The organism is Rhizomicrobium palustre (assembly GCF_011761565.1).
GTDB classification, from domain to species: Bacteria; Pseudomonadota; Alphaproteobacteria; order Micropepsales; family Micropepsaceae; genus Rhizomicrobium; species Rhizomicrobium palustre.
Map to the genome: position 1 here is coordinate 2,117,589 of NZ_JAASRM010000001.1, position 26,369 is coordinate 2,143,957.

The 26,369-nt window shown below is 59.9% G+C and carries 22 protein-coding genes and 1 tRNA gene; 9 read left to right on the forward strand and 14 right to left on the reverse strand.

Annotation, left to right across the window (positions count from 1 at the left end; all coding sequences use genetic code 11):
- Nucleotides 1-4 precede the first annotated feature (4 nt).
- Together modB and modC are read left to right on the forward strand one after the other, a co-directional pair.
- Nucleotides 5-688 carry a molybdate ABC transporter permease subunit gene (gene modB, locus FHS83_RS09460; protein WP_167082727.1) on the forward strand — a complete coding sequence of 228 codons (684 nt, stop codon included), beginning with the start codon at nucleotides 5-7 and terminating at the stop codon, nucleotides 686-688.
- Nucleotides 685-1,746, forward strand: a complete 1,062-nt coding sequence (modC, locus tag FHS83_RS09465) for a molybdenum ABC transporter ATP-binding protein (protein ID WP_167082728.1) — start codon at nucleotides 685-687, stop codon at nucleotides 1,744-1,746. The genes modB and modC overlap by 4 nt, the downstream gene beginning before the upstream one ends.
- Here the strand turns inward: modC and FHS83_RS09470 are convergent.
- From FHS83_RS09470 to FHS83_RS09500, 7 genes are all read right to left on the reverse strand, one after another.
- On the reverse strand, nucleotides 1,743-2,174 hold the full coding sequence (locus tag FHS83_RS09470) for a GtrA family protein (protein WP_167082729.1): 432 nt from the start codon (nucleotides 2,172-2,174) through the stop codon (nucleotides 1,743-1,745). The two genes, modC and FHS83_RS09470, sit on opposite strands and share 4 nt — an antisense overlap.
- Nucleotides 2,175-2,185: 11 nt before the next feature.
- Entirely contained in the window at nucleotides 2,186-3,151 is a 966-nt protein-coding gene (locus tag FHS83_RS09475; protein WP_167082730.1) for a glycosyltransferase family 2 protein, read from the reverse strand.
- Nucleotides 3,121-4,788: a hypothetical protein gene (locus FHS83_RS09480; protein WP_167082731.1), complete on the reverse strand. Its 1,668-nt coding sequence runs from the start codon at nucleotides 4,786-4,788 to the stop codon at nucleotides 3,121-3,123. Before FHS83_RS09480 ends, FHS83_RS09475 begins: the two co-directional genes overlap by 31 nt.
- Before the next feature lie 538 nt (nucleotides 4,789-5,326).
- Nucleotides 5,327-5,917 carry a hypothetical protein gene (locus FHS83_RS09485; protein ID WP_167082732.1) on the reverse strand — a complete coding sequence of 197 codons (591 nt, stop codon included), beginning with the start codon at nucleotides 5,915-5,917 and terminating at the stop codon, nucleotides 5,327-5,329.
- Nucleotides 5,918-6,538: 621 nt separating this feature from the next.
- Entirely contained in the window at nucleotides 6,539-7,546 is a 1,008-nt protein-coding gene (locus FHS83_RS09490) for a glycosyltransferase (protein ID WP_167085382.1), read from the reverse strand.
- Nucleotides 7,547-7,622: 76 nt separating this feature from the next.
- Nucleotides 7,623-8,531: a UDP-2,3-diacylglucosamine diphosphatase gene (locus tag FHS83_RS09495; protein ID WP_167082733.1), complete on the reverse strand. Its 909-nt coding sequence runs from the start codon at nucleotides 8,529-8,531 to the stop codon at nucleotides 7,623-7,625.
- 467 nt (nucleotides 8,532-8,998) lie between these two features.
- Entirely contained in the window at nucleotides 8,999-9,862 is an 864-nt protein-coding gene (locus FHS83_RS09500) for an N-formylglutamate amidohydrolase (RefSeq protein ID WP_167085384.1), read from the reverse strand.
- 201 nt (nucleotides 9,863-10,063) lie between these two features.
- Between FHS83_RS09500 and cpdR the strand changes: the two genes are divergently transcribed.
- The 3 genes from cpdR to FHS83_RS09515 all read left to right on the forward strand — a co-directional run bounded on the left by cpdR (nucleotide 10,064) and on the right by FHS83_RS09515 (nucleotide 11,358).
- Complete coding sequence (gene cpdR, locus FHS83_RS09505; RefSeq protein WP_167082734.1) at nucleotides 10,064-10,423, forward strand: cell cycle two-component system response regulator CpdR; 360 nt, start codon at nucleotides 10,064-10,066, stop codon at nucleotides 10,421-10,423.
- Nucleotides 10,424-10,639: 216 nt separating this feature from the next.
- Nucleotides 10,640-11,236 carry an energy transducer TonB gene (locus FHS83_RS09510; RefSeq protein WP_167082735.1) on the forward strand — a complete coding sequence of 199 codons (597 nt, stop codon included), beginning with the start codon at nucleotides 10,640-10,642 and terminating at the stop codon, nucleotides 11,234-11,236.
- A gap of 47 nt (nucleotides 11,237-11,283) precedes the next feature.
- Nucleotides 11,284-11,358: transfer RNA gene (locus FHS83_RS09515), tRNA-Val, on the forward strand.
- A 43-nt stretch (nucleotides 11,359-11,401) separates the two neighbouring features.
- Here FHS83_RS09515 and FHS83_RS09520 read toward each other — a convergent pair.
- A complete protein-coding gene (locus tag FHS83_RS09520; RefSeq protein ID WP_167082736.1) occupies nucleotides 11,402-12,085 on the reverse strand; it encodes an acid phosphatase in 684 nt (227 codons plus the stop codon).
- A 47-nt stretch (nucleotides 12,086-12,132) separates the two neighbouring features.
- The gene (locus FHS83_RS09525) at nucleotides 12,133-14,598 is read right to left on the reverse strand and encodes a TonB-dependent receptor (protein ID WP_167082737.1); all 2,466 of its coding nucleotides are present in this window, start codon (nucleotides 14,596-14,598) and stop codon (nucleotides 12,133-12,135) included.
- A gap of 296 nt (nucleotides 14,599-14,894) precedes the next feature.
- On the opposite strand from FHS83_RS09525, the gene FHS83_RS09530 reads away from it, so the two are divergent.
- Together FHS83_RS09530 and FHS83_RS09535 are read left to right on the forward strand one after the other, a co-directional pair.
- Nucleotides 14,895-15,569, forward strand: coding sequence for a response regulator transcription factor (locus tag FHS83_RS09530; RefSeq protein ID WP_167082738.1), 675 nt, complete (start codon nucleotides 14,895-14,897; stop codon nucleotides 15,567-15,569).
- Nucleotides 15,559-16,920: a sensor histidine kinase gene (locus FHS83_RS09535; protein WP_167082739.1), complete on the forward strand. Its 1,362-nt coding sequence runs from the start codon at nucleotides 15,559-15,561 to the stop codon at nucleotides 16,918-16,920. Before FHS83_RS09530 ends, FHS83_RS09535 begins: the two co-directional genes overlap by 11 nt.
- Here the strand turns inward: FHS83_RS09535 and FHS83_RS09540 are convergent.
- Nucleotides 16,917-17,897, reverse strand: coding sequence for a bile acid:sodium symporter family protein (locus FHS83_RS09540; protein WP_167082740.1), 981 nt, complete (start codon nucleotides 17,895-17,897; stop codon nucleotides 16,917-16,919). The two genes, FHS83_RS09535 and FHS83_RS09540, sit on opposite strands and share 4 nt — an antisense overlap.
- A gap of 46 nt (nucleotides 17,898-17,943) precedes the next feature.
- Entirely contained in the window at nucleotides 17,944-18,165 is a 222-nt protein-coding gene (locus FHS83_RS09545; RefSeq protein WP_167082741.1) for a DUF3185 domain-containing protein, read from the reverse strand.
- Nucleotides 18,166-18,313: 148 nt separating this feature from the next.
- Between FHS83_RS09545 and hutH the strand changes: the two genes are divergently transcribed.
- Entirely contained in the window at nucleotides 18,314-19,825 is a 1,512-nt protein-coding gene (gene hutH, locus FHS83_RS09550) for a histidine ammonia-lyase (protein ID WP_167082742.1), read from the forward strand.
- Nucleotides 19,826-19,894: 69 nt separating this feature from the next.
- On the opposite strand, the gene FHS83_RS09555 is transcribed toward hutH, so the two are convergent.
- The 3 genes from FHS83_RS09555 to FHS83_RS09565 all read right to left on the reverse strand — a co-directional run bounded on the left by FHS83_RS09555 (nucleotide 19,895) and on the right by FHS83_RS09565 (nucleotide 25,109).
- Entirely contained in the window at nucleotides 19,895-22,315 is a 2,421-nt protein-coding gene (locus FHS83_RS09555) for a TonB-dependent receptor (RefSeq protein ID WP_167082743.1), read from the reverse strand.
- Nucleotides 22,316-22,438: 123 nt separating this feature from the next.
- On the reverse strand, nucleotides 22,439-24,412 hold the full coding sequence (locus FHS83_RS09560; RefSeq protein ID WP_167082744.1) for a tetratricopeptide repeat-containing sulfotransferase family protein: 1,974 nt from the start codon (nucleotides 24,410-24,412) through the stop codon (nucleotides 22,439-22,441).
- Nucleotides 24,413-24,419: 7 nt separating this feature from the next.
- Nucleotides 24,420-25,109: an energy transducer TonB gene (locus tag FHS83_RS09565; RefSeq protein WP_167082745.1), complete on the reverse strand. Its 690-nt coding sequence runs from the start codon at nucleotides 25,107-25,109 to the stop codon at nucleotides 24,420-24,422.
- Nucleotides 25,110-25,254: 145 nt separating this feature from the next.
- Between FHS83_RS09565 and FHS83_RS09570 the strand changes: the two genes are divergently transcribed.
- The gene (locus tag FHS83_RS09570) at nucleotides 25,255-26,367 is read left to right on the forward strand and encodes a glycosyltransferase family 4 protein (protein ID WP_167082746.1); all 1,113 of its coding nucleotides are present in this window, start codon (nucleotides 25,255-25,257) and stop codon (nucleotides 26,365-26,367) included.
- The last annotated feature ends 2 nt before the right edge of the window (nucleotides 26,368-26,369 follow it).

Consider the following 26,369-nt stretch of genomic DNA (forward strand, 5'->3'; position numbering starts at 1 on the left):
GCTTATGGGTGACCTCGTGACACCGGCGGAAGCCGAAGCCTTATGGTTATCGCTGCGGGTTTCTTCCGTCGCGATCCTCTCGGCGCTTCCGATTGCCTTTCTGACCGCGCTGCTGCTGTCCCGTCGCCGTTTCTGGGGCGCGGGTCTCGTCGAGACTGTGGTGCATTTGCCCTTGGTCCTGCCGCCCGTCGCCGTAGGTTACCTTCTTCTTGTGCTTTTCGGCGGGCGCGGGCCGGTGGGCGAATGGCTGTTCACCAACTTCCATATCCGCTTTGTTTTCAGCTGGACTGGCGCAGCGCTGGCGAGCGCGCTGATTACCTTTCCGCTGCAGGTTCGCGCCATCCGTCTGGCTTTGGAGGCCGCTGATCCTGGTCTTGCCGCCGCCGCGCGCACGCTGGGGGCTGGTGCTTTCGATCGCTTGGCGAACATCACCCTGCCGCTCGCTTTACCCGGCATCGTCTCAGGCGCGATCACGGCTTTCGCGGCGAGCCTCGGTGAATTCGGGGCGATCATCACCTTTGTCTCCAACATTCCCGGTGAGACCCAAACCTTGCCGCTCGCCATTTATGCGGCGCTTCAATCCCCCGGTGGCGAAGCGGCGGCAGCGCGGCTGTGCGGCCTCTCGATCCTGCTCGCCATCATATTCGTCAGCCTCGGCGATCTTGCCGCCAAAAGGATCTGGCGATGAGTCTGGAGGTTTCTCTCAAACAGCGCCTGGGCGCTTTCTGTCTCGACATCGAATTTTCCACCAAGGGCCAGGTGACGGCGCTGTTCGGCCCCTCCGGTGCCGGTAAATCGAGTGTGGTGGCCGCCATCGCGGGCCTCTCCCGGCCTTCGGCGGGGCGTATCGCGGTCGGCGGGCGTGTGCTGTTCGAGGCTGGCAAAAGCTTCGTGCCGCCGGAAGCGCGCCGCATCGCGGTGGTGTTTCAGGATGCCCGCCTCTTTCCCCATATGAGCGTGGAGGACAATCTGCGCTTCGGCTGGCGCCGCGCTGCCCAGAAAGCCGATGAGGCCGCCATCGCAGATGTGATCGCGCTTCTGGGGCTGGAGCATCTTCTTTCCCGCCGCCCGCGTGGGCTTTCCGGGGGCGAGAAAAGCCGTGTGGCGTTGGGGCGGGCTCTGCTCGCTGCACCCGATATGCTGCTTCTGGACGAGCCTTTAGCGGCGCTGGATCAGGCCCGCCGCGAAGAGATCCTGCCCTATCTCGAAAAGCTGGCGCGCCAGATGCGTCTGCCCATGCTGCTCGTCACCCATCAGGTGGAGGAAGTCGCCCGCCTCGCCGATGAGATCGTGGTGCTCGATCAGGGCTGCGTGGTGGCGCAAGGGCCGGTGTTTGAGCTTCTCACCGACATCGGCGCGGTCGCTGGCGTGCAGCCGCTGGGCGCCGTCTTTGAGGCCGCTATCGCCGCCCACCAGGCGGATGGCCTTACTCGTCTCAGCTTCGCGGGCGGCATTCTTTATGTGCCGGGCCTTTCGCAACCCACCGGTACCCGTCTGCGCGTCCGTCTTCGCGCCGAGGACATCATGCTGGCCTTAAGCGAGCCTTCCGGCATCAGCGCCAATAACGTCCTTACCTGCACGCTGGGGGATATTCGCAGCGTTGGCGATCATGCCGATGTGCAGCTTCACGCCGGCCCCACCCAGCTTGTTGCACGCATCACCGAGGCTTCGCGCGCCCGCCTCAAACTCGAAAAAGGGATGCAGGTTTACGCGGTGGTGAAAGCCGTCACGGTCGCGCGGAGCTAGCCCGCGTCTTTGGCGCGGAAAACCAGCTTCTTCGACAAAGTGAAGTTGAAGGCCATGCCCACCAGTACGCCGAAGAATAGCGCCACGTAAGGCACTTTGAGCGGCCAGGGGGCAAATTCGATCAACAGCGCATAGACGGCGTAATTGGCGACTGCCCCCAAGGAGTTGGTGGCGACGAAACGGGCCCATTCGGCCAGCATGCCGCCATGGCCTGCGCTCTTATGCTCATGGAAGGTGAAGGTGCGATTGCCCCACCAGGTGAAGGTCACTGCCACGGCAAAGCCGAACAGCCAGGCGGGATGATCGCCCAGGCCCAAAAGCGATTTGGCGATGACAAGGGCGGCTTCATTGACGAAGAAACCTGCCCCGCCCACCGCGCCAAACCGCACCAGCTTGGAGGCGGCGAATTTGTCGATCACCTGCTTCACGCCTAGACCCCTTATGGCCGCTTCAGATCATGCGGGCCGGGCACGGCAAGATAGGCCAGCCGCTTCTGCTCCCAGCGTCCGCGCGTCACTGTATCGAGCACGAGGCCTGCCACCAGCGACAAAGAGGCGATCACCATAGTGGAGGAGACCAGCACCGCCGTCGGCAGGCGCGGCACCAGCCCGGTTTCGAGATACTGGATCACCACCGGAATGCCCAGGATCAGCGAGAGCAAGGTGAAGAGCAGAAAAATGATGCCATAGAAGACCAGCGGGCGTTCACGCCGCGTCAGCCCGGCAATGGTCATCAGGATGCGGAAGCCGTCGCGATAGGTCGAAAGCTTCGATACCGAGCCTTCGGGGCGTTCCTTGTACTTGGTGTCGATCTCGGCCATCGGCACCAGCATGCGCACCGAATGCACGGTCAGCTCGGTCTCGATGCCAAAGCCTTCCACGGCGGTGGGGAAGCTCTTCACAAAGCGGCGCGACATGATGCGATAGCCCGAGAGCATGTCCTTAAGATGCACCTTGAAGAGAAGGCTGGTGAGACCGGTAAGGAGCTTGTTGCCGAGGACATGGCCGCGGCGATAGGCGGCCGCGCCGGTCGCCTCGCGCTTGCCTGAGACGATATCGAGCCCGTCTTCGATCAGCGTGCCGATCAGGCTGGGGGCGGCAGAAGCGTCATAGGTATCGTCGCCATCCACCAGCACGTAAACATCGGCTTCGATGTCCGCGAACATGCGGCGCACCACATTGCCCTTACCCTGGCGGGTTTCCTTGCGCACGATGGCGCCTGCTTCCCGGGCACGTGCTGTGGTGTCGTCCTTGGAATTGTTGTCGTAGACGTAGATGAGCGCATCCGGCAGCGCGGCGCGGAAATCCTGCACCACCTGGGCGACAGTTGCCGCCTCGTTATAGCAGGGGATCAGAACCGCGATGCGCGGCTCGCTCACCAGTTTCGGCGCTGAAGCGGACACCATTGATAGGCCCCTGTCAGGTTTGTCGTGAAAATCCGGCACTTCTGCCAATCGATGGCGAGGCCGTAATCGACCACCGCCGCACTGGCGCGGCCCATATCATAGGCGTCGGCGATCAGGAAGAGGGGCCCTTTGTGGGCCGCGACGCGGCGGCGCATTTCTTTGGTCAGGTAAGAGCCATCTTCGGGCTGCATCATCCAGCCATCGATGCGCAGCACCGGCACTTCCGGCGGCAGGCTGGGGGCGATGAAGCCTAACGGAGCGTCGCCCGTCATCACCACCATGGTCGCGGCAGGGTTGTCGAGCTTGGGCAGATCGGCCTGGATATAGGGATCGCCCAGCGGTGCGCCTTCCAGATGCTCGCTCCGCGTGAAGAGGAACGCTGCGAAGAACAGTACACCGATGGTCACCAGGCGGACTTTTTTTGGCAAGGGCCACATCCCCACCGCCATGGCGATCAGGATCGGCGCCAGCATCTCGAATTGCAGGATATAGCGGTGGATGGCGAACATCTTCAGCCAGAAGACATAGGTCGCCGCCACGAAGACAAAGGCGATGCGCACCGCCTTGGGCTCGAACAGGCTGTCCTTGGCGCGCTTGCGCAAGGCCCAGATCACGAGCGTCAGGATCAGCACGATGTACACGATGCCGATGCGGATATCGCCGTACGGAATGTCGTCCGCGATGCGGTAATCGATCGAGAAGCGCAAGGGATAGGTCAGCGTGTCGCGCCAATTCCATTGCAAAAAGCGCATATCGCGATAGGGCGAGGCCAGCGCCATCGGCGATTTGAAGACATCGTTGAAATAGGGAAAGAGCGGGTTGCCGGTCAGAACCTGCATCTTCCACATCCAAAAGCCGGCGCAGGAGATAAAGCCCGCCACTCCGCCGATGCCGCCCGCCACTACCCGGGTCACGACATGCTTGAGCGAGCCGCCCACCACCAGCAGCGCCGCCGCGAAGCCCATCGCGAAGGGCGCCATGGGCAGCTTCAGCCCGGCGGTGCAGCCGGTCAAAAAACCCGCCAGCGCGCACCAGCCCGCCACGGCCCACAGCTTGCCGCCCGAAAGCTCTTCGCGCCGCGTGATCAGGATGGCGAGACCCGTCAGGGTGAAGAGGCTGAAGACGTTGTCGTAGTAGTGGGTGCCGTAAAGGGTCAGCGTCATGCCGCCGGTCATGCCGAAAAAGGCCATGGCCCCGGCTGCGAGCTGCTTGTCGGCGGTCGCCTCGACATTCGGGAAATTCAGCGCCGAGCGGGCAATGAAATACATCGGCACGATATTGGCGGCCTGGAAGAGGCCCAAGACGGCGATGGCGAACCAGGAGGTGGTGTGCACCGCCAGCCAATAGAAGGGCACGTCCGAGAGCGGGTTGTAATAGCTGCCCTGATGGGCGACCGCGATATCGATGCTGAGGCGGTCATTGAGGAGCTGGTAGGGGATATACCAGTGATAGTTGCGGAAGTCCCAGGACGTATCTTTGCCCAGCCAGACCACATAAGAGGTCCAGATCAGAAGCGAGATACCCAGGAAAATCGACTCCTGGAGGGACAGGCCGAAGGCCCGGCCAAGGAACGCCTCGGCCCCAAAGGGTTTGGTCCCGAAAGCCCGGGTAAAGGTTAAATTCTTGAAAGACCGCATCAATCAACCGCGCAAAGCCGCCAGGGAAAGCTTTTAGCGCAAATTTCGCTCCAGGAAGAGACTTTGACCGCGCAGGGGGGGCGGCCGCCTAGCCCTCAGGGAGAGGTCGGCGCGAAGCGCCGGGTGAGGGGCGCCCCCTCGAATCCGAAATGCGCCATCAGCAGACGGTCGAGATGTGACACAAGATGTGCAATATGCATCTAGGCCTGTCGTAGCCCAGCACCGAGTAGCCGCAATTATGGACCCCTCCGCCAAACACCACGCCGTGGTGATCCTTCTGGCCGTATTCGCAGGTGCGGCAGTGCTATTCACAGGACTCATCGTCAGCAATCGAATTGAAGTGGAACCCTATTTTCCTAACGGCTACATGGCGACCCGTGTTATTGGGGCGGTCATCGGTCTTGTCACTTGCGCCGTCGTAATCGGCATCCTTCAATTCTGGTGAAGGTCTGGGATTGAACGACCGCTATTGGCGCAATGCGGATTTTCGATCCTTCGCCGCCAGCGTCCCCGCCTTCAGATCAACCCCCCGGCTGGTCTACTTCGTCTTTGGCCGCATGCAGGCTTCGTTGCCATAGGCTTCTTTGTATGTACGGTCGAAGCAGCCGAGCAGCCCGCGAAGTATTTGCGCGTTTATCGCGTTGCCCTCGCCACGGGATGAACTGAGCTTGGTTGTTGCCGCCTCCAGGCGCCCACGTTCTTTCACCAGGAAGGCCCACGTCCCCTCGACATAGGTGTTCCAGTCGAATGGATCGTCCGGCTTCTGGGACAGGTCCTTAGCCGCAGCAATCAGCATCGCGGCTGTGCGTTCAGCCCCCGACACCGCCAGCGATTGGCCTTCATGAAACAGCACATTAATGCGCTCACCATCGCTGAGGCCGGGATGGTGCAACATGTAGTCTTCAGCGGCGGCCGCAGCTTCTCTATCGCAGCCCCGTGTATCCAGCGCGCGAAAGCTTGATGGCAGCGCACCCTTTTGGTCGAAATCATCATACGACAGCGCTGCATTTGCCGCTTTGTCTGCCGGGGTTAGCGCGCAGGGAGGCGATGCAAATGCGGCACCGTTGCAAAACAGTATGATCAGCGCTGTCGCAATTCGTGCGGTAAGCGTCTGTGAGACTTTTCCCATCAGAACCCCCTGTTACCCGAACGACGATAGTCTCAGGGTTTCACCAGCGAAACATCGCTTTCTGGCGCAATTCGGACTCGCGGCTGCTGTGGTTGAGGGGCGCAACCCCTTGCCGCCGAGGGCCACGCTTCCCATCTCTTGAAGGCTGTTTGACCGCTGTGAAGTCACATCCATGCGTCAGGCCCTCCTGACGATCCTCCGCGCACGCCCAGGGCGCCCCGCTGCTGGTTAATTGCAAGGCGATTATCACAGCGTATCAGCCGCTTACGCCGAAAATCCCGGATTTAAATTTGAGTTTTTGATTCATACCCAACCCTCCCCTTGAGGGAGGGTCGAAAAACGCCGCTGCGTTTTTCGGGGAGGGGTATGTCGTGGTCTAAAAGCTGTGGTGGAGAATCTCAAAAGCGTCGCGAACGACTTTGGCGCCGCCGCGACTAACCCCTCCCCGAAATTTCGCTCGCCCGAGCTCGCGCAAATTTCGACCCTCCCTCAAGGGGTGGGTGGGGGCAGGGGGCTCCCCCCTCCTTTATCGTCCAAACACGACAATCAATGATCAAGCGCTCGCGGTTTGGCGTGTGCCATCCGCTAGATTTAGCCTCGTCGTCTGAAGCCTAGGCCCGCTTATTCCGCCTCGATGGCGAGGTTGGAGAGGAACTGCTCGGTGCAGGAGCGCCAGCTTCGCGAAAGGGCAAATTCGCGGGCGCCTTCTCGCGAAAGCTCCAACGCCTTTTTGCACGCCACTTCCAGATCGTCGTCCAAGACGCCTGCGCCCGGAAACCCGCCAATCACGTCGTTGGGCCCTTGCACCGGATAGGCCGCCACCGGCGTGCCGCAAGCCGCCGCTTCCAGCATCACAAGCCCAAAGGTGTCGGTCTTGGAGGGGAAGACGAAGACATCGCTGCCCGCATAGCACTCCACCAGCTCCTGGCCGGATTTGGGGCCTAAGAACACCGCCTCGGGATAGGCCTTGGCGAGGGTGGCGCGCGCCGGGCCATCGCCGACCAGCACCTTGGTGCCGGGCAGGTCGAGCTTGAGGAAGGATTCGATGTTCTTCTCCACCGCGATCCGCCCGACATAGAGAAACACCGGCCCAGAATAGGGCAGATGGAAGCCGGGCATCGGCTTGAAGAGATCGGTATCGACCCCGCGCGACCAGATTTTCAGATTCTTGAAGCCGCGCTCTTCCAGCTCGTCGCGCAGCGCCGGGGTGGCCACCATCATCGCCGTGGCCGGGGCATGGAACCAGCGCAGGAAGCGATAAACGGCTTCCTCGCGGATGAAGGGGAAGCGCGCCGTCACATACTCCGGGAAACGGGTATGGAAAGAGGTGGTGAAGGGGATGTTGTAGCGCACGCAGATCTTGCGCGCGCCAATGCCGAGGGTGCCTTCGGTGGCGATATGGATCGCGTCCGGCGCGAAATCGCGGATTTCGTTTTCCAGCGTGCGCTGGGCGAAAATGGCGAGCCGGATTTCGGAATAGGTGGGCATGGGCACGGTGAAGCGCCCTTCCGGAGTGACATAGCGCACCTCATGGCCGAGATGACAGAGCTCGCGCCCCAAGACCTCGAGCGTGCGCACCACCCCGTTCACCTGGGGAGCCCAGGCGTCGGTGATGATCATCACCTTCAGCGTCTGAGGATCATCGGCGACGTAAGACGTGCCCGCCTGGCCAATGCCAACGGGCATAGTGCGCCTTACTCTGCGCCTACGCGGGTATAAGCGCAGCTTCACCTTTGGTGCCCGCGACGGTGCAGGCAGTATCGCTCGCAGGTGTTGAGCTTGCCCAGCGTAGAATCTCCAGATGTCCTCGCCCATCTTCGACAAGGGCAGTGCAGCTTTCAACCCAATCTCCGTCGTTCAGATACAAGATGGTGCCGATGCGGCGGATTTCCGCATGATGAATGTGACCGCACATCACGCCGTCCACCCCTAAGGGCACGGTGGCGCGGGCGACCACCTCCTCAAAACGGGAAACGTATTCGACGGCGTTTTTGACAGCGTGTTTGAGGTAGGCCGAGAGCGACCAGTAGGGCAGGCCCATGCGGCGGCGCAGCATATGCAAACGGTCGTTGAGGGCGAGGGCGAGGCTATAGGCCCAGTCGCCGACATGGGCGAGCCATTTGGCGCAAGCCATCACTGCATCGAAGCGGTCGCCATGCAGGACCCAGATTTTCCGCCCGTCGGCGGTTTCATGGATGGCGTCGTGACGGATCTCGATCCCGGCCAGTGTGCGCCCGCAATATGGGCGGAGGAATTCGTCGTGGTTTCCGGGGATGTAGATGACCTTGGTGCCGCTATCGGCTTTTTTCAGGATCTCCTGGACCACCTGGGTTTGGGCTTCCGACCAGAACCAGCGGCGCTTCAGCTGCCAGCCGTCGACGATATCGCCAACGAGATAGAGGGTCTCGCAGGCGTTGCAGGCCAGGAACTCCGCCAGCATCTCCGCCTTGCAGCCCCTTGTGCCCAGATGGACGTCGGAAATGAAAATCGTGCGGTGCTGGCGAATCGGGGTGATTGGGCGCGGCGTAGGCGGTCCGCTCCGCGGAAATCCAGGAAAACCGCCGCTCCGCGGCAGCCGCAGGAAGGACAAGACATCTAGATCCCGGACAGCCATCGCAGCATCCCTTGCGAATCGTTCGCTGGGTTATCTGGGTACCTGCTTTGCGCGAAATTTTTTCATCAGTGCCGCGACAGTGTTGTGACTCCCGCTCGGAAGTGCCCTTACGCAGACGCGAAATCGGAGTGTTTGCCCCCTGCCGATTCATTTCCCGTTGATAGCAACTTGCACCTTTCGCACTGCACAACGCTATGCAATCACCTGATCAGGACTTGGGCAAATGTGAAATTAATGTGGCATTACAATGGGTTTATGTCCTCAAAATAGACCAGTCTGGGCACAAGATTCCCCTTGCAGACAGGGCTGTCATTCTGCATATTGTTGCAGCGCGGTAGTTCCTACCGCGGCCCTTCCTGGGCGTTTCCTCCCTGAACTTGGCCGCTCCTTTGGGAGCGGCCTTTTTTCTTTCCAGGGATTCCCGAGCAAAATTGCGCATTTGCTGCGCGTGCCGGATTTTGATGCAGCTATTCCGCAGCGAGCGGATGGGCAGGCAAAAGGCGGCTCCAATCGAATTGCACCATCTGGCGTAACGCCGCGGTGAGTCGTCCTTTGATGCCGGCGAAGGAGACGGTCTTCTCAACCCGCTCCTCATCGAGATAGAGGCCGCGATTGATCTCGATCTGCAGCGCGTGGATCCCCACCTGCCGTTTGCCATAAAGATGGGTGGTATAGCCGCCCGCATAAGGCGCGTTGCGTGCTGTAGCAAAGCCTTGCTGACCGAAAGCTTCCTCGGTGTGGCGCATCAAAGACGGGCTCAGAGAGCTGCCGAAGCAATCTCCAAAGACAATGGAGGGCGCGGCTGGAAGCGAGGGCATAGAGTGGCAGTCGATCACCACGGCGCAGCCGAAGCGGTTCCAGGTTTCTTCCACCAGCCGCGCTAAACCGGCGTGATAGGGCCGGTAAAGACCTTTAAGGCGTTCGCCTGCTTCTTCGGCTGCAAGTCTGGCGCGGTAAATATCGGCGCCCTCGCGCACCACCCGCGGAATAACACCAAGCCCAGCGCTGACCCGCGGCCCTGGCGGGTCAACCTCGAAGGGTAGGGGCGCGTCGAACATATCGGCGTCGATCTCTCCGGGGCCGCGATTGGCATCGACGAAAGCGCGGGGGAAACGGGCGCTTAACAGCGGCGCGCCAAGAGAGGGCACGGCTTCGTAAAGCTCATCGACAAAGGCGTCCTCGGAGCGGCGCAACAGATTGGGGCTAAGCCGGGAGCGACCGACGAAACTCGGCGGATACAGCCTTCCCGAATGCGGCGAGGCAAAGATCAGCGGCAAGCGCTGTTCCTTGGGCCGGATCAGCCGCACGGGATCGGCATAAAGCGCCGCCAGAACGGGGTCGCTGGCCGGATCGTCGCCGGGATAAGGGTGGCCGTGGTGTTTCACCTGGCGAGTGGACCATCTCGTCGCGGTCCCGACAAGCGTCAAAGGATGGGCAATAGGGAAAATCCGGAGGTGTCACGCAGCACGCCGTTAACCGCCATTTACGAAATGAGATATATACGGTTTTATAGGCCCCGGGCGGAGCGGCGAATGGCGCAGATCCTTTTGGTCGAAGACGATGAGTCCTTGCGCAAGTTTTTGGCGCAGGCGTTGGTGCGTGCCGGTCACGAGGTGCAGGACTTCGGTGACGGGCTCGATGCCTATGGCCATTTGAAGGATCGTCACTTCGATCTTCTTCTCACCGATATCGTCATGCCCGGCATGGATGGGATCGAGCTTGCCAAGCGCGCGGCTGAGCAGGACTCGGCGATGAAGATCATGTTCATTACCGGTTTCGCGGCTGTGGCGCTGCATCCGGCCTCCAACGCGCCCAAACAGGCCAAGGTTCTGTCCAAGCCTTTCCACCTTCGCGAGATCGTTGCGGAAGTGGAACGGATGATGGCGGCTTAAATCCTCCGCAATAATCGAACTCTCCTCTCGCAAAACGAGCAAGGCTTTGACGCCGCTTTGCCGCGCGCCCGCCGCAATCGCGCCAGGAACGGCGCTCAGCCTTTTGGTGATCCGGCGAGAACAACTCGCCTAACGCGAGCTTCCCGCCAGGATGGGCCACGCGGCCCGGGAGCCCAAAGATTGGTTTCGGGTTCCTCGTCCGAGGGGGAGGCAATCATGCCCGCAAAAGCCAATAAAGGTAGCCTGCGCGTCTCCGGAATTGTTTTGGCCAGCTTGCTTCAGGCCGGGTTTGTCTGGGCTCTGATCTCGGGTCTGCAGATCAGGGCCTCCGACGTCATCCGGGATCCGGTGAATGCGTTTTTCCCGAAGGATTCGGCGAAGCCGCCGCAAACCCCTCCGCCCGCTGCCAGCGAGCAGCTTCCGGTGGAAGTTTTCGTGCCTAAGCCGGTGTTCGAGATCGCCGAACCGCCCGGCGAGACCGTCATAACGCCCCTTCCGAACCGGCCCATGCCGCCCCAAGGCGTGGAGCGCGGTCCGGTCGCCCTGATGGCAACCCATACCATTCCGCCTTATCCGGCTTTGGAAGCCCGGCTGGGCGCGGAAGGGACGGTCGTCTTGCGCATAACCATTGGCACAGATGGCGCAGTCAAAGCCGCCCAGGTGGTCCGTTCCAGCGGGTATGAGGGGCTTGACCGGGCTGCGGTGGCCTGGGTTTTGGCCCATTGGCGCTATCAGCCCGCCCTACGCAGTGGAACTCCTGTGGATAGTGCCGCCAATGTCGCGGTCCGGTTCAATTTAAAGAGCAACGGTTGACTTGCGTTATCCGCCGAACGGAGGCTATACACCGGTCCCCGTTCGGCGGGCGCGTAGCTCAGCGGGAGAGCACTACCTTGACATGGTAGGGGTCACAGGTTCGATCCCTGTCGCGCCCACCACTCCTTTTTGGAGTGGCCCCGAACAGACCTTCCCGATGAATCCTCAATGTGACTTGGCGGCTGTAAGCTCGGCCTGGGCGGCCTCGAACTCGGCCTTGAAATTCGCGTTGGCCAATAGCTCCTCCGACACCACCGTCCCTAGAACCTGACCCGCCACGATATCGCTGCGATAATGCACGCCGCAGACTAGGCGGTTCTCTGCATACTCTTTGGCGCGGGCCATGATTTTCGTGGCGTCGTCCGGCAGCAAATGCGCCAGCACCACCGCGAAGCTATAGCCCAGCGTTGCGTGCCCGCTCGGGTAAGAGGATTGCTGCGGGTCGTCACGCGTGCAGGTCTTGAGCGAGGGCTCAAGCACCCAGGGCCGGTTACGCAGGAAATAGGTTTTCGCAGTTTTGGCGGCGGCTTTCTCTTCGGTCCGCACCTGCTGAAATAGCGCGGCCGTCTTGGGCAGGGCTTTCATATCGAACCAGGGGCCCAGTATCTCAGCAAAGGCCGTGACGCTTTCCGTTTTGTCGTCCTTGTCGGCTTTTTCATAGGCAGTCGCGCTGGTGGTTTTCTGAAGACGCAGGAGTTCGGCCATTTCGCGCTTTTGTTCCGCCGAACCATCGGGGGGCGGCGCGGGCAGCATCCGCGCAGGCGCATCCGGGGTGAGGAGCAGTTGGTCAGAAGCAAAGGCGGGTATGGCTGCAAAAGCCATTGCAGCAAGGCAGGCGTAAATTCGCATGAGGCAACTCCAAAAAAAAGGGGCGGCCTAAGCCGCCCCGGTCACCATTAGATTTTCGCCTTAAGCGAAACTTGGAAGCTTCGCGACGATTGGAAGTAATATTGGTCCGTGCTGGTTGGACGGTGCATGTAATCGGAGACCGACATGGCCGCGCCGACGCCGGTGCTGTCCTTGCCATCGGTGCCGCTGGTCGAAACCAGGCTACGGTCGTCGAGGAGATTGTTGACCGAAACCGATACTTCGAAATGCTCCGCGAATTTATACGCGGTGGTGAAGTTGAGCGTTGAATAGGCCGGCAGGCGGTAGAAGGGCTGGCCATCAGCACCCAGCGTGCGTGTACCGTTCGCTGAAGCGTTATCCATGTACTGCTGGCCGACGGTCTTATCGATCAGCGAGAAGCGGATATCGCCGAGGTCGTAGATCAGCCCGGCGGCGGCGGTCCAATAGGGTGCGTTCTTAAGCTGCGCGAAGCCGGATTTCGCCGAGTTGAGTGAGCCGTTGCTGAAAATAGTCACGCCGTCGAAGCCTAGGTCCGAGAGGTTGTAGGTGGCCTCGCCTTCGATGCCCTTGTAGGTGGCATCGCCTGTGTCGGTGGCGCACTGCTGCGAGGGATCACTGACGCAATTCGAATAGGTATAGTTGTGCTTGGCGGCGATGTAATAGACATCCGCGTCGATGGAGAAGTTATCGGCATAATAGACCGTGCCGAACTGGTAGTTCACGGTGGTCATCGCTGCCGGGAATGTGTTGGGTTTTTGCTGCTCGAATACCGATATATCCGGGACATAGATGCCGGTCGCGAACTGGAAGTAGGTGCTCCAATTGGGTTCAATCTTGTAATTCGCTGTCGCGAAGTACAGCGGGCGGCTGGTCGTGAAACTTGTTACCGTGCCGTTGTAGAAAGCCGGGCCTTGGCATTTGTTGCCCGCGCAGCCCGTGGTCGCTGTGGTGGTCGTGCCCGAAATGACGGAGTTGGGATCCACCGTATGATTCCAATCGATATATTTGAAGCCCGGCGTAATGGTCAGGTTTTCGATCGGGTGGAGTTCGACTTCCACAAAAGGTTCGATCTGGTTCCAGCCGGTATGTTCAAGATAGCCGACGCCATAACGGCCCTGATAGAGGCTGGGATCGGTTGAGGCGCTCTTGTTGGAGGCATCGGCATAGAGCCATGCCTGATGAAAGGGTGAGCAGTTCGCTGCGGCGCATTTGGTCACGTCAAAGTAATAGCGCTGGCGTTCCGTTGCTTGACCTTCCCACCACACACCGGCGCGAATCTGGCCGGTGACCGGGCCGGCGGTAAAATCGGCCGAGGCGCGGAAGACGTTGCCCCAAACGCGATAGGCGTTGAGCTTGGTGTAGCCCGGAAGATCGTTGGCGAATTTCGTCACCTTGCTGGTGTTGGGATCAATGAGCGAGGTGCCAATCGTTTTCCAGGCCAGCGCATTGCCGGAAAATGTCTGCTGCGTGCTGGTTGTGGTCACCGTCTTGTTGACATAGGCATAGGTGTAAGCCTGATCGTCGATCGACAGCCAATCGGTCACCGCGCCGCGCAGGCGCACGTAATCCATATCTGTAATTTTGTCGGCGTAATTGTAACCGTAATAATCCGGTGCGGTGGGATCGTTCTTCTGCAGCGAATACTGCTTGCCATATGTAACGATCTGCGCCGCCGTGGCGCCGTTCTTGTCGCTGACATGCTGGTGCAGGTTATTGCGGTTCGCGAACAGTGTCAGCGTCCAGCCAGGTGCAAATTCGCTCTCGAGCTTGAGAAGTTCATTGTCCTTCATCATGCTCTGATTGGTGAGATAGCCTTCAGTCTGCACGCCTGAAAAATCGGCGAGAATGCGCGTCTTGCCGAGGCCGGAAATGTCGCCGCTTTGGAAGTTGAGGTCCAGGGTCGAGGTGTTCCAGCTCCCACGCGACGCGCTCGCCTTTACGCCCATATCGGGGTTGAGTACCTCCGAATACATGTTGATGGAGCCGCCCCATGTGGAGGCGCCCAGGTTTCCGGCATTGCCCGGGCCGCGTTCGACATTGATCGAGCCGATGGTCGTGCCAGGGAAATAAGAGGCCGAGTGATGGGTTGGGCCGTTGGTATCGCCGAAGGGAATGCCGTCATAAGTCATGCCGAAATTGCCGTCGGGCATGCCGCGCAGGGTGTTCTTCACATTGCCGTCGGAAAGGCCGGGGCCATTGACATCCAGGCCCGTCAGCGACGGCGCAATCGCCAGCACCGTGACGTAGTCGGCGGATGGGTTGGTGAGGTTTTCGATATAGGATTTGGTGATGATCGTTTGCGGCTCAGTGGTGTTGATGGAAGCCTTGGCAGGCGCCGCCTCGGCGTTGAACTTGGTGCCGGTCACAACAATCGTTTCTGTTCCCGTGCCGACACCGCCACCGATCGTGTCGGCGACATCCGCAGCCACGGCGACGGTCGCGAATACGGCGCCGCAGAGTGCAAAGGTGGAGGCACGCGCCATCAGTCGCGCAGCAATACGGCGTTCGAGCATACAATTCCCCTCGTTGTAGCGGTCCCGGCGGGCCGCGGTTTTGCGGCGCCCCGGTTCATGTCAAAAGGAGAACCAGCCGGAAAACGGCCCGCCGCAGGCCCTCTTTAGTGACGAGCAGCCACAGTTTCTTAACAGGACGTTGGCAGGTTTTAATGGCTTAGGCCTGTGGTACCCATCTTAATGCGCGATTGTGTAATTTGTGTCAGGCGCGCGCGGCTTCATTGCCGAGTGAGGTGCGGCGGTTGTAAGACTTGGGAAAACGCCGCCCAAATCGCGCGGCAGAACGGCAGCCGGGTATGGACATTCTGCTCATTGAAGATGATCCCGAAACCGCCCTCTATGTCACCGAAGGCCTGCAAAAACAGGGGCATGTGGTGCATTGGGCGCCCACCGGAAATGATGGATTGCATTCTGCCCGTCATCGTCCTTTTGGCCTTTTGATTGTGGATCGCATGCTACCTGGCATTGATGGCCTGAGCCTTGTGCGCACCTTGCGCGACGAGGGAAACGATGCGCCGATCCTGTTTTTGACCACGATGAGCGGTATCGATGACCGTGTCGAAGGCTTACAATCGGGCGGGGACGATTATCTCACCAAGCCTTTTGCGTTGGTCGAATTGCAAGCGCGTGTTGCCGCAATCGCACGCCGTACGGCTCCGGCCATGGCGATCACTCAGCTACAGGTGGGGCAGCTTCACCTCGATCTTATCGCCCGCACCGCCTATCGCGAGGGCAAGCGCGTGGATTTGCAGCCCCAGGAATTCAAACTGCTGGAATATCTGGCGCAGAATGCCGGCAAGGTTGTGACCCGCGCCATGCTGCTCGAAAATGTCTGGAATCTCGAATTTGATCCGGGCACGAACATTGTCGAGTCCCATATGAGCCGCCTGCGCAGCAAAATAGACAGGGGGTACCCGGCGGAGTTGATCCGCACCATCCGCGGTTCGGGTTACATCCTTAATGGCTTCTAGGCTCATCCGCTCGCAAAGCTTCCGGCAAGCAGCCGTGCATGCGGCGCTGTTCGCGCTCGCGATGATCATCCTGTTCGCGGTCGTGTTTTTTATCCTCGATCGTTCCTTCAAAGCGAATTTGATGCGTGAGGTGGACGATGACCTCGCCGCGATCCACGCCTCCTATGTAATGGATTTGCCGGCAAACTTCATCGATCGGGATCAGGAAGCGCGTGAGATCGTGGAGGGCCGCCTGCGCGAGCCCGATGCCGATGATGCGTTTCTCTTGGCACGCGGCGACAAGCGCCTCGCAGGCAACATCGCCATGATGCCGGCTCGTATTGGCCAGTTCATGATCCTCTTGCCGACCCGGGAGAAAGACGGTCCGCATACCATCTTAGGGCGTGGCAGGATGGTGGTGCCGGGTGTCTACGCCTATGTGGGACGCGATCTCTCCCAGGTGAAAGATGCGGAGCGAGGTATACTCTATGCTTTCGCAGTTGTGTTTCTGGCGGGGCTGCTGCTGGAGGCCGCGAGCGCTTTCGCTTTGAGTGCCAGTTTTCAGCGGCGCGTGGATTCCGTCGCCGAGACTTGCCGCGGGATCATGGCAGGGCGCCTTGGCGAACGCATTCCGGCCGACGGTCGCAATGACGAATTTGAGCAGCTTGGCCTGACCATCAATGCCATGCTCGATAGGATCCAGCAGCTCATGGAGAGCCTACGCCAGGTTTCGACCGACATCGCACATGATCTGCGCACGCCGCTCGCCCATCTGCGTCAAAAGCTCGAACGCACCCGTGATACCGCCACGACCCCCGCCGCCTATGCCGAGGCTGTGGAAGGGGCGATTGGCGACTGCGATAAGGCACTGGCGATTTTCACGGCCCTGCTGCGTATCGCCCAGGTTGAGGCAGGGGCCAAGCGGGCTGCTTTCGCGGAGGTGGATTTGCGTGCTCTGGTCACGCGGGCGCGCGACATATATGCCCCGGTGATGGAAGATACTGGGCATAGCTTTGAAACCGTACTGTCCGGCGAGCATCGTATTTCAGGGGACAGCCAGCTTCTCCTGCAGTTGATTACCAACCTTCTCGATAATGCCATTGCGCATACGCCATCAGGAACTGTGGTCACCTTATCGCTGCGCCCCGAACTCAACGGAACGGCTCTCGCCGTATCGGACACCGGTCCAGGAATTGCGGAATGCGAACGCGAAAAGGTGTTGCGCCGGTTTTATCGTGGCGAGCGCAGCCGCACCACGGCGGGCAGCGGGCTCGGCCTGTCGCTGGCTTCGGCTATCGCAGATCTACACGGCGCAGAGCTTACGCTTTCCGACAATGCCCCTGGCTTGTCAGTGACGGTGCGCTTTCCTTAATTTGAGGGACGTTCGCCGTAGCGCTGCGCCAACACAGCGCAGACCATGAGCTGCATCTGGTGAAACAGCATCAGCGGCAAGACCATCGGGCCCAAAAGTACCGGTGGAAACAGTACGCTTGCCATTGGAACGCCCGAGGCGAGGCTCTTTTTCGAACCGCAGAACACCACGGCAATCTCGTCTTCAATAGGAAGGCCGACACGTTTGGCGGTCCAGCGGGTGATGAAGAGGACCAATGCCAAAATCGCGCCGTTGAGCGCGAAGGTCCAAGCCAGGTCCCCGACGCTGTACTTATGCCAAAGCCCTTCAATCACCGCCGCGCTGAATGCTGTATAGACGACCAAAAGGATCGTGGTGCGGTCGACTTTGCCGAGAATGGATTTGTGCTTTGAGATGAACTTGTCGGTCCGGGGGCGCGAGAAATGGCCCAGTACGAACGGCAATAGCAGTTGCAGCACAATCGACAGAAGCGAATCCGCCGCAAAGCCGCCCCTGCTCCCGCTCATCAAGAAAAGCCCCACCAGTACGGGCGTAATAAAAATCCCGAGCACATTGGAGGCCGAAGCGCTGCACACCGCCGCTGGAACATTGCCTCGCGCGATCGAGGTAAAGGCAATCGACGATTGCACCGTCGATGGCAGAAGGCAAAGAAACAGAAGCCCGTCCGCAATGGCCGGATTCAGCCAGCCATGGCTCAGCGCCCGCAGGGCGAGGCCGATGGCGGGAAAAAGCACGAAGGTCGCGGCCAATGTGAGTATGTGGATGCGCCACGCCCCCAACCCGGCAATGATCGCTTCGCGGGAAAGTCGGGCACCATGCAGGAAGAACAGCAGAACAATCCCCGCATCTGTAATCCATTCCATGCCAGCCGCGAATTGACCGCGGCAGGGTAACAGGCTCGCCAGCCCGACCGTGGCGATCAGGGCGAGAAGGAAAGGGTCGAGCTTTAGAATATTGATGCGGAAGGGGCGGGGCATGCGCCACTGTTAAAGCCGCCCCGCCGGATTGGCAAATGAGGCGATTTTAACTCCGGCGCATCCCGGCAAAGACAAAGCCCAAACCGGCAACCAGTAAGATCACGCCACCAATGGTTGGGATGGAAATCGTATGGGATTCCTTCTTGTCGATCTGGACCGGGCCAGCCTTCACCACTGGCTCGGTATCCGTGTAGCGCACCTGCCCGGAAACCAGGGCGGCAACGCCCAGAATGGCCAATACCGCTCCAATCAGCACCATGCCGCGCATGGGTCATCCTTTCTTTTTGCTCGCCGTCATCAACGCGCCGGTCCTGTATCCGTTGCAAACCTGCCTCAAGGTGCCATCTCTGTGGGGTGAGGGGTTCGTTTTGTCCCGGGCACCTGCTAAACCCCCGCTTTCTTGTGCGGAGATTTTCATGCGGATCGGCGAACCCCTGACGCTTTCGGCCTTGCGGACTGTTTACGAGACGGCGCCCAAAATCGAGATTTCGCTGGAAGCCTTCGCCCGTATCGATAAAGGCGCCAAAGTCATTGCCGATGTTGTTGCGAGCGGGGCCACGGTCTATGGCGTCAATACCGGCTTTGGTCTTCTCGCCAACACCGAGATCGCGCGGGATGATCTTGCGGCCTTGCAGCGTAACCTGGTGCTCAGCCATGCCTGCGGCACCGGTCCGCTGCTGCCGGATGAGATCGTCCGTCTGATCCTGGTCTTGAAGCTTGCCTCGCTATCGCGTGGTGCTTCCGGCGTGCGGCGTGAAACCGTGGCGGCGCTCGCCAAGCTGATCGAAACCGAAACCTATCCCTGCATTCCGGCAAAGGGCTCGGTGGGTGCGTCGGGCGATCTTGCGCCGCTGGCGCATATGTCGGGCGTGCTGCTCGGCATCGGTTCCGCGCGGGTGAAAGGTGAGACCTTGCATGCCGCCGAAGCCTTGGAGCGCGCGGGGCTTGAGCCCTTGGAGCTTGGTCCCAAGGAAGGGCTTGCGCTTTTGAACGGCACCCAGGTCTCCACCGCAATTGCGCTGGCGGGGCTGTTCGAGATCGAGAAGGTCTTTGCCGCGGCGATCATCGCCGGTGCCATGTCGACCGATGCTTTCAAAGGCTCGGACACGCCTTTCGACGCCCGCATTCACGCCTTGCGCGGTCAGCCGGGACAGATCGCCGTTGCCGCCATGTTGCGTGGCCTGATGCAAGGCTCGGAAATCCGCGAATCCCATCGCGCGCCGGGTGATGACGGCAAGGTGCAGGACCCGTATTCCTTCCGCTGCCAGCCGCAGGTGATGGGCGCGGTGCTCGATGTTATCCGAAACTCCGCGCGTACGCTCGAAATCGAAGCCTCGGGCGTGACCGACAATCCCTTGGTGCTGGATGATGGCACGGTCGTCTCTGGCGGTAATTTCCATGCCGAGCCGGTTGCCATTGCCGCTGATCAGCTCGCTATCGCGCTCTGCGAAATCGGCAATATCTCCGAGCGCCGCACGGCTATTCTGGTCGATCCCAAGATGAGCGGCCTCCCGGCCTTCCTCGTCAAGGAATCAGGCCTCAATTCTGGTTTCATGATTGCGCAGGTGACAGCGGCCGCCTTGATCGCGGAAAACCGTATGCTTTCGCACCCGGCCAGTGTCGATACCGTGCCGACCAGCGCCAATCAGGAAGACCACGTTTCCATGGCAACCCATGGCGCGCGTCGTTTGCTTGATATGAGCCAGAATGCGGCGAGTGTGGTCGCCATCGAGTTGCTCGCGGCCTGCCAGGGCCTCGATTTCCGCCGCCCCTTGAAGAGCTCCGCGCCGCTGGAGCGGGCCGCGAAGGAAATCCGTGCGCTGGTGCGTCCCTACGACCGTGACCGCTACTTCGCCCCGGATATCGAGGCAATCACGACCCATGTCCGTTCCGGCGCTTTCCGCGCCCTGGTCGGTGAGATTTTCTAAGTTCCCGTAAAAACAGAATGGCCGGAGGAATTTCCCCCGGCCATTCCGCGCGCGGCTACGGATTACGCGCTAGAACTTTTGAGATAGCGTGATCTGGAAGAAGCGCGGCTTGGTCGGCAAGATATAAGGCTGATAGCCGCAAACCTGCGTCGTACAATAGGCGTAGCGATAAACTTGGCCTCGCTCGTCGAAGAGATTCTGGACCGAGAAATCGATCCCCCAATTGCCTTTGCCGACACCAGTTGAGAAATCCACCGTGGCATAGCCGGGCATTTTCCCAAGCACTTGACGGATAGGCACTTCCATCCCCGTCACGGGGCTCGGCGCCTGCACGCGCAGATCAGGATAGGCGCTGGTCTGATATACGACGGCGCCCTGCAGATGCGCATCCAGCCCCGCAAAAGCAAAGCTATAGCGGCCGACGATATTACCTTTGAAGCGGGGCGTTGAGGGCAGCACGGTGCTTTTGGGAGCATTCGGCGGATAGGGATAATTGGCGTTCGGGCAGGTGGTGTCGAGCGCGCCGGTTACTGGATCAAGATCGCCGCAATACACTTTCGTCAGCCGCGCGTAGTTGTAAGCACCTGCACCGGTAAGGGTAAAGTTTTCACTCACCAGCCAAGTGACGTCGGATTCAACGCCTTGAATGCGTGCTGAGCCGGCATTGGCGATCTGAGTCAGCGAATTCAGGCCCAAGAAGGCGAACTGGAAGTTGTTCCAGTTTTCCCAATAGGCTGCGCCATTCCAACGGAGTGTGTTGTTGAGCCAGCTTGTTTTCCAGCCCAGCTCAAAATTCTCGAGCGCATCGGAGTGGTAGTTTGGCAGGGTGGCGACACGGTTGATGCCGCCCGGGCGGAAGCCGGTGGAATAGGTCGCGTAGACCATGTCGGCATCGTCGATCTGCCATTGCAGGTTAAACTTATGCGTCTCGCCCCATTCATAGACGTGTTTGTTCACATTGGTGCACGGTCCACCAAAGCGCGAGGGCACCAGTGGCTTGGCGCAATTCGCAACGCCCGAATGACTGGACATGGTTTCGGCAAGGCCGAAGAAGCCTTCCAGCGAGTTCTTGGATTCGAATACGCGCACGCCCCCGGTCAAGGAGAGGCTTGGCGTGATGTCGAAAGTCACTTGTCCAAAGGCGGCAAGGTCGCGGTCGACGCGCTGCTGATTGGTAAGCCAGATCGTGCCTGGCCAACCTGGGACTGAGTAATCCGTGCCCAAGGCGTCGATCTTATAATCCTGCAGAATGTTGTGGGTCTGGCGCTCATGGAAAAGTCCGATCACAAAGCGCAAACGATCTTCGGCCGGTGAAGATAGACGCAATTCATTCGACCATTTCGTGAAGACATCCTTGAACAGGATATATTGCGAGGAATCGACTGCATTGCCCGCATTGTCGGTGACGTAATAGCCCGCCAGCGTGTCATACCAGAAGGTATAATCGGTATAGTCGGCTGAGCCGACGCCGCGCCGGTTCATATAGCCGCCGGAATACGTCAGATCGAGATTGCCGATCTTGCCGGTGACGGTCAGGGCGGCTTGATACCAATGGTCTTTGGCGTATTCAGGGAAGAAGTGATTGACCTTCAAATCGCCTATGCCCGGATCGTAGCCTGAAATGCCATTGGCTTTCTCCAACTGGCCTATCAGCGTCGCGTCCACTGTCCAGCTGTCATCCAGGTCGATGCCGAGTGCGAGGCGGGCGCCGAGCTTGTCGGTGGAATTATAGTCCTTCTGTGCCACGCTGGCGTTATCCACCGTGATGCCGGTGGTAGGATAAGTGCGTGAGGCGTGGACGTTATCGATATAGCCCGCATTGTGTTCGTCCCAGGCCACCAGGCGGATGGCGGCATGGTCCGTCAGCGGTTGATTGACGAAGCCACGGAAACCGTAGCCAATTCCGCCATGGGTGACGGCATTACCTTCGATCTCAAATCCCGCCTCGAATTTTTCCGTATTGGGTTTGTTGGTGATGAGGCGGATGGTGCCTGCTTCCGACGAGGCGCCATAAAGCGTGCCTTGCGGGCCTGCCAGCGCTTCCACCCGTTCAAGGTCATAGGCTGGGATGTCGAGCGTGCCGCCAATCGTTGTGATCGGCTGCTCATCGAGATAGACGCCTACAGTGGGTAGCGGGCCGGAATGGTTGCCGTCCGCGCCATCGGTCACGCCGCGCATTGAGATATTGGCTTGGCCCGGTCCACCGCTGGAACCTTGGCCACCAGCTGTGAATGATACCGATGGCAGGAAACGCGCGAAGTCGCGGAAATCGACGACATGCAGGTCTTCAAGCTTGCCCGTATCGAGCACCGAAATAGAGAGCGGAACCTTTTGCAAATCCTGCTCGCCCACTTTTTGGGCGCTGACGGTCACCGTCTCCAGCGTGATGGTGGAGCTTTCTTCAGCACTAGCCGGAAGTCCCCCAAGAATGCTGGTCGCGAGCAGGGCCGATGCAAAATTTCGCGGTTTTATAAACGATTCCCAATGCATGCTTCGCTAGGCCCCCTATGGCTCTGAGCGCCGCCATCATCCCTCTGGCAGCAAATTCAGATATGCCTTGCAAAGACGGGGCCGGTTTGGTGAGGGCTGCGGAAGATGCGTGTCTTGGTGAAATTAGGTGGCGGTCCCCACAGCTTTCCTTAGGGGCTCAAGCCATTTTTCAAAGTGACGCCACTGATCAAGTCCGTCCTGGAAAATCGGCATGCGGACTTGTTCTGAGGATGCGGTGCGTACAATGCGATCATTTTGATAAAACCGAAGGCAGGCTTCCTCGAAAGGTAGGCCGCAATATGCGAGCAGCCTGCGGACATTTCCTTCCAAATCCTCGACCACTTCCTCGTATTGGACACGAAGAATACGCCCGGGTAGCACTTTGTCGAAATGCGCCATCAGCTCAACATAATCAGCATAATAGCGGCCTATATCAGTAAGACTGTAGGAAAAGCCCTGACCGCGCGCGAAATGCTGTTTGAAGCAGGAAAAACCGCAAGCCATTGGATGACGCCGCGCGTCAATGATTTTCGCGTTGGGCAGGATTTGGGCAATGAAGCCGATCTGCAGGAAGTTGTTCGGCATCTTGTCGATAAAGAATGGCTTACCCAGCTTCCTATGGATGCGGGTACGCGCCAGAAACTCCTCGCCCAGTGCCTTGCGTTCCTCCAGGTTCAAGGCGGCAAGCACCTCAGGATAAAAAGGTTTTCCGGCTGCATCTTTCAGCCGTCCGACCATCGAAAAGATATCAGGCAGCTCCATCGTGCCTTCAACTTGGCTGTGGCTGGCTAGAATCTGTTCAATTAGGGTCGAGCCCGCGCGCGGCAGGCCCACAATGAAGATGGGGTCCGGTGCGTCCGAGCCCCCCGCTCCCTGGCCTGCGAAGAAATCCTGCGTCAAGGTCTGGATCAACAGATCCTTGTGCTGGCTGACCTGATCGGCGTCATAGTCCAGCATGCTGCGGCGCAAGGTGTTGCCGCGGTCATAATACTTGAAGGAGGTCTCGTACTCCGCGCTGTCCTCAAAGGCTTTGCCCAAGGCAAAATCAAGATGCAGCCGGTCCTCAATGGAAAGATCGCTGCGCTCCGCCTCTTTTTGCATCAGCGCGATGTCGCCATAGCTGAAGCGAAAGGTCTTGAGATTGGCAAGGCTCCACCATGCCTCACCGAGATGCGGTTCCAGTTCCACTGCCTCGCGATAGGCGGTTTCGGCCTCGCTCCGCTTGCCTGCGGTTTTCAGGGTGTGGCCGAAGCTCATCCAAATCTTGGGTTGGTTCGGCACGTCTTTCAGCACGCCGCGATAAATCGTAATGGCCTGATCGGTCTCGCCCAGACGAGCCAAAATCGCGGCATGCTGGTTGCGATAGCCGGCATGGGTGGGGTGGCGCTGTAAAAGTATTTCCAGCTCGCGCAGGGCTTCCACCGATTTGTTCTGGCGGTGTAATACGGTGACAAGGTTGGAACGGGCTGCCTCAAAGCTTGGCGCCAAGTTCAGGGCGCGTGCCAAAAGCTTCTCGGCCTCGTCAAAATGCTCCACCCGGGCGGCAAGCTCGGCGAGCATGCGAATGGCTGCAATATCCGTCGGGAAGGCCTTCAAATGGCCGCGCAGGATCTGTTCGGCTGCCGGCACGCGGTTCTCAAACAGCGCCTTGGCGGCTTCCATGATCCGCCGGTCCCGCACTGCCGCATTCACGTGATGCATATAGGCGCCGTCGGCCCCAACCTTGTCGCCCTGAAGCGTGTATTGATCGCCCAAAAGCCGCCAAGCCATGGGATGGTCCGGCATCAGCTTCACTACCCGCTGCAGCAGGCTGATTGCCTCTTTGGTATGACCCGCGCGGGCATGGGAGATCGCCCGGTCATACTCCACCAGCACTGGGTCGAGCCGTCCCAGCGCATGGTGGTCAAGTGTCTTGATGGCGTCTTCGAATCTTCCTTGGGCGCGTTGGGCCGCGGCCATCAGTAGAAGGGCGCGCGGCTCGCCCGGGACCGATTTCAAGATTTCCTGCGCTTGCACCTCAGCCATGGCCGGGTTTGTGGCCAGGAGGCGCTCCAGATGGGCAAGCGCGGTAGCGAGACTGCCCCTTTGGTCGGTCATGTTGGCCCTATTGTGTTTTCTTGTCCCCGTCGCTGGAGAACCAGCTTCCCACATCATACCAGTGATGGGTCGGTTTGGCGTTGGGATCGGCAGGATGGTCCTTGGCCTCGCTTTGCTCTTCCGGTTTGGTCTTGTCGCCCGTGTCGTTCTTCTGCTCGCCGTCCAGGCTGGCTTGGGCTGCGGCTTTGGCGGCTTCGCCAGATTGCAGGTTCCAGGTGATATTCACCTGCCGGTCGCTCTCGACGATCTGGCCGTCCTTCATGGCGGGGCGGTAATGCCAATTGCTGGCGCATTTCACGGCTGCCTCATCAAGCGAGGCGTATCCGCTCGACGTCAGCACCTGTACGCTGTCCACCGTGCCATCGGTCAGGATTTTGAAGGCGAGGTGGGTCACGCCTTCGGCGCCCGCGCGCAAGGCGTCTTTGGGATATTGATCCGCGCAGCTATGCTTTTTGCCCACCGTTTTCGCCTCGGAGGTCACGCCTGGCTTTTCCACAAGCTGTTTGACCGTCCGGGTAATCACGGGCGGCTGCTTGCCATGCCCCATCCAGCGTTCGCCCAAATCATAGGCGAAGAGCAGGGATGATCCCGTGGCAATGGCGCCAGCCACCACAACTGCCCAGATGTGATGGCGAAATTTCTCGCTGCAGAAGAGCCCGGAGGAGATAACGAAGATCAGAAACTCGAGAATAATCATGCCCTGTACCCTGGCGCCTTAGCCTGTCGCGGGACACCGGTCCGCGACACGCCCCTTTTGCCATTCTGCCCGCTGCCACTCCAGGGAGGAACCTTCTTGGCGGCATCACGTTGAGTAAAAAAGCCAGAACGGGCGAGAATATGACATGGCGATCCTGCCACTAAAGCCGCTCAAAATCGCTATGGTCGCGCCGCTCTGTGAGGCTACCCCTCCCAAGCTCTATGGCGGGACCGAACGGGTCGTCGCCAACCTGACCGACGCCCTGGTCGGCCTTGGTCATCAGGTAACCCTTTTCGCGTCGGGGGATTCTGTCACCAATGCCAAGCTGGCAACGGGGCGGGCGCAAGCGATCCGGCTGGATCCAGCGCCCCTCAAATCCGAACCGGCGGCGCATTTCTCCATGCTCTTCGATCTCGCCGCCGAGGTGCATAAGTATGACGTGCTGCATTTCCATACCGATCTGTGGCATTTGCCCTTTTTCCAGCATGTCGCATCGCGCAGCTTGACCACCCTTCACGGGCGGCTGGATATCAAGGATTTGAGCCCCTTCTATGCGCGGTTCTCGGCTTATCCCTTGGTGTCCATCTCCAACAACCAGCGTGCGCCGATGCCGGACGCCAACTGGTTCGCCACGGTCCATCATGGGCTGCCGGTCCACATCTATCCCTTCACGGCGCATCCGCTGGGCGGCTATCTCGCCTTCCTGGGGCGGATTTCGCCCGAGAAGCGCCCCGACCGGGCCATCGCGCTCGCCAAGGCTTCCGGCATCCCGCTTAAGATCGCAGCTAAGGTAGATGCTGCCGACCGCGCCTATTTCGAAACCGAGATCAAGCCGCTGCTGGATGATCCCTTGATCGAGTTCATTGGCGAGATCAGCGATGCCGAGAAGGGCGCGTTTCTTGGTAATGCCTTGGCGCTGCTCTTTCCCATCGATTGGCCGGAGCCCTTTGGCCTTGTGATGATCGAGGCGATGGCATGTGGGACGCCGGTGATCGCTTTCCGCTGTGGCTCGGTGCCAGAGGTCTTGTCCGATGGCGTGTCGGGGCGGATCGTGACGAGCGAGGCAGAGGCCCTCGAAGCTATTCGGGGGCTCTCCTGGCTCGACCGGCGGGCGGTCCGAGGCGAGTTCGAGCAGCGCTTCACCTCGCTTGTGATGGCTCGCAATTATCAGCGGCTATACTACGAGCTGATTGGGGTGCGAACCGATGGCCCCAATCTCGATGCCGCTGCTTCCGGTAGTCTTAAAAAGCTGGGGTAGGC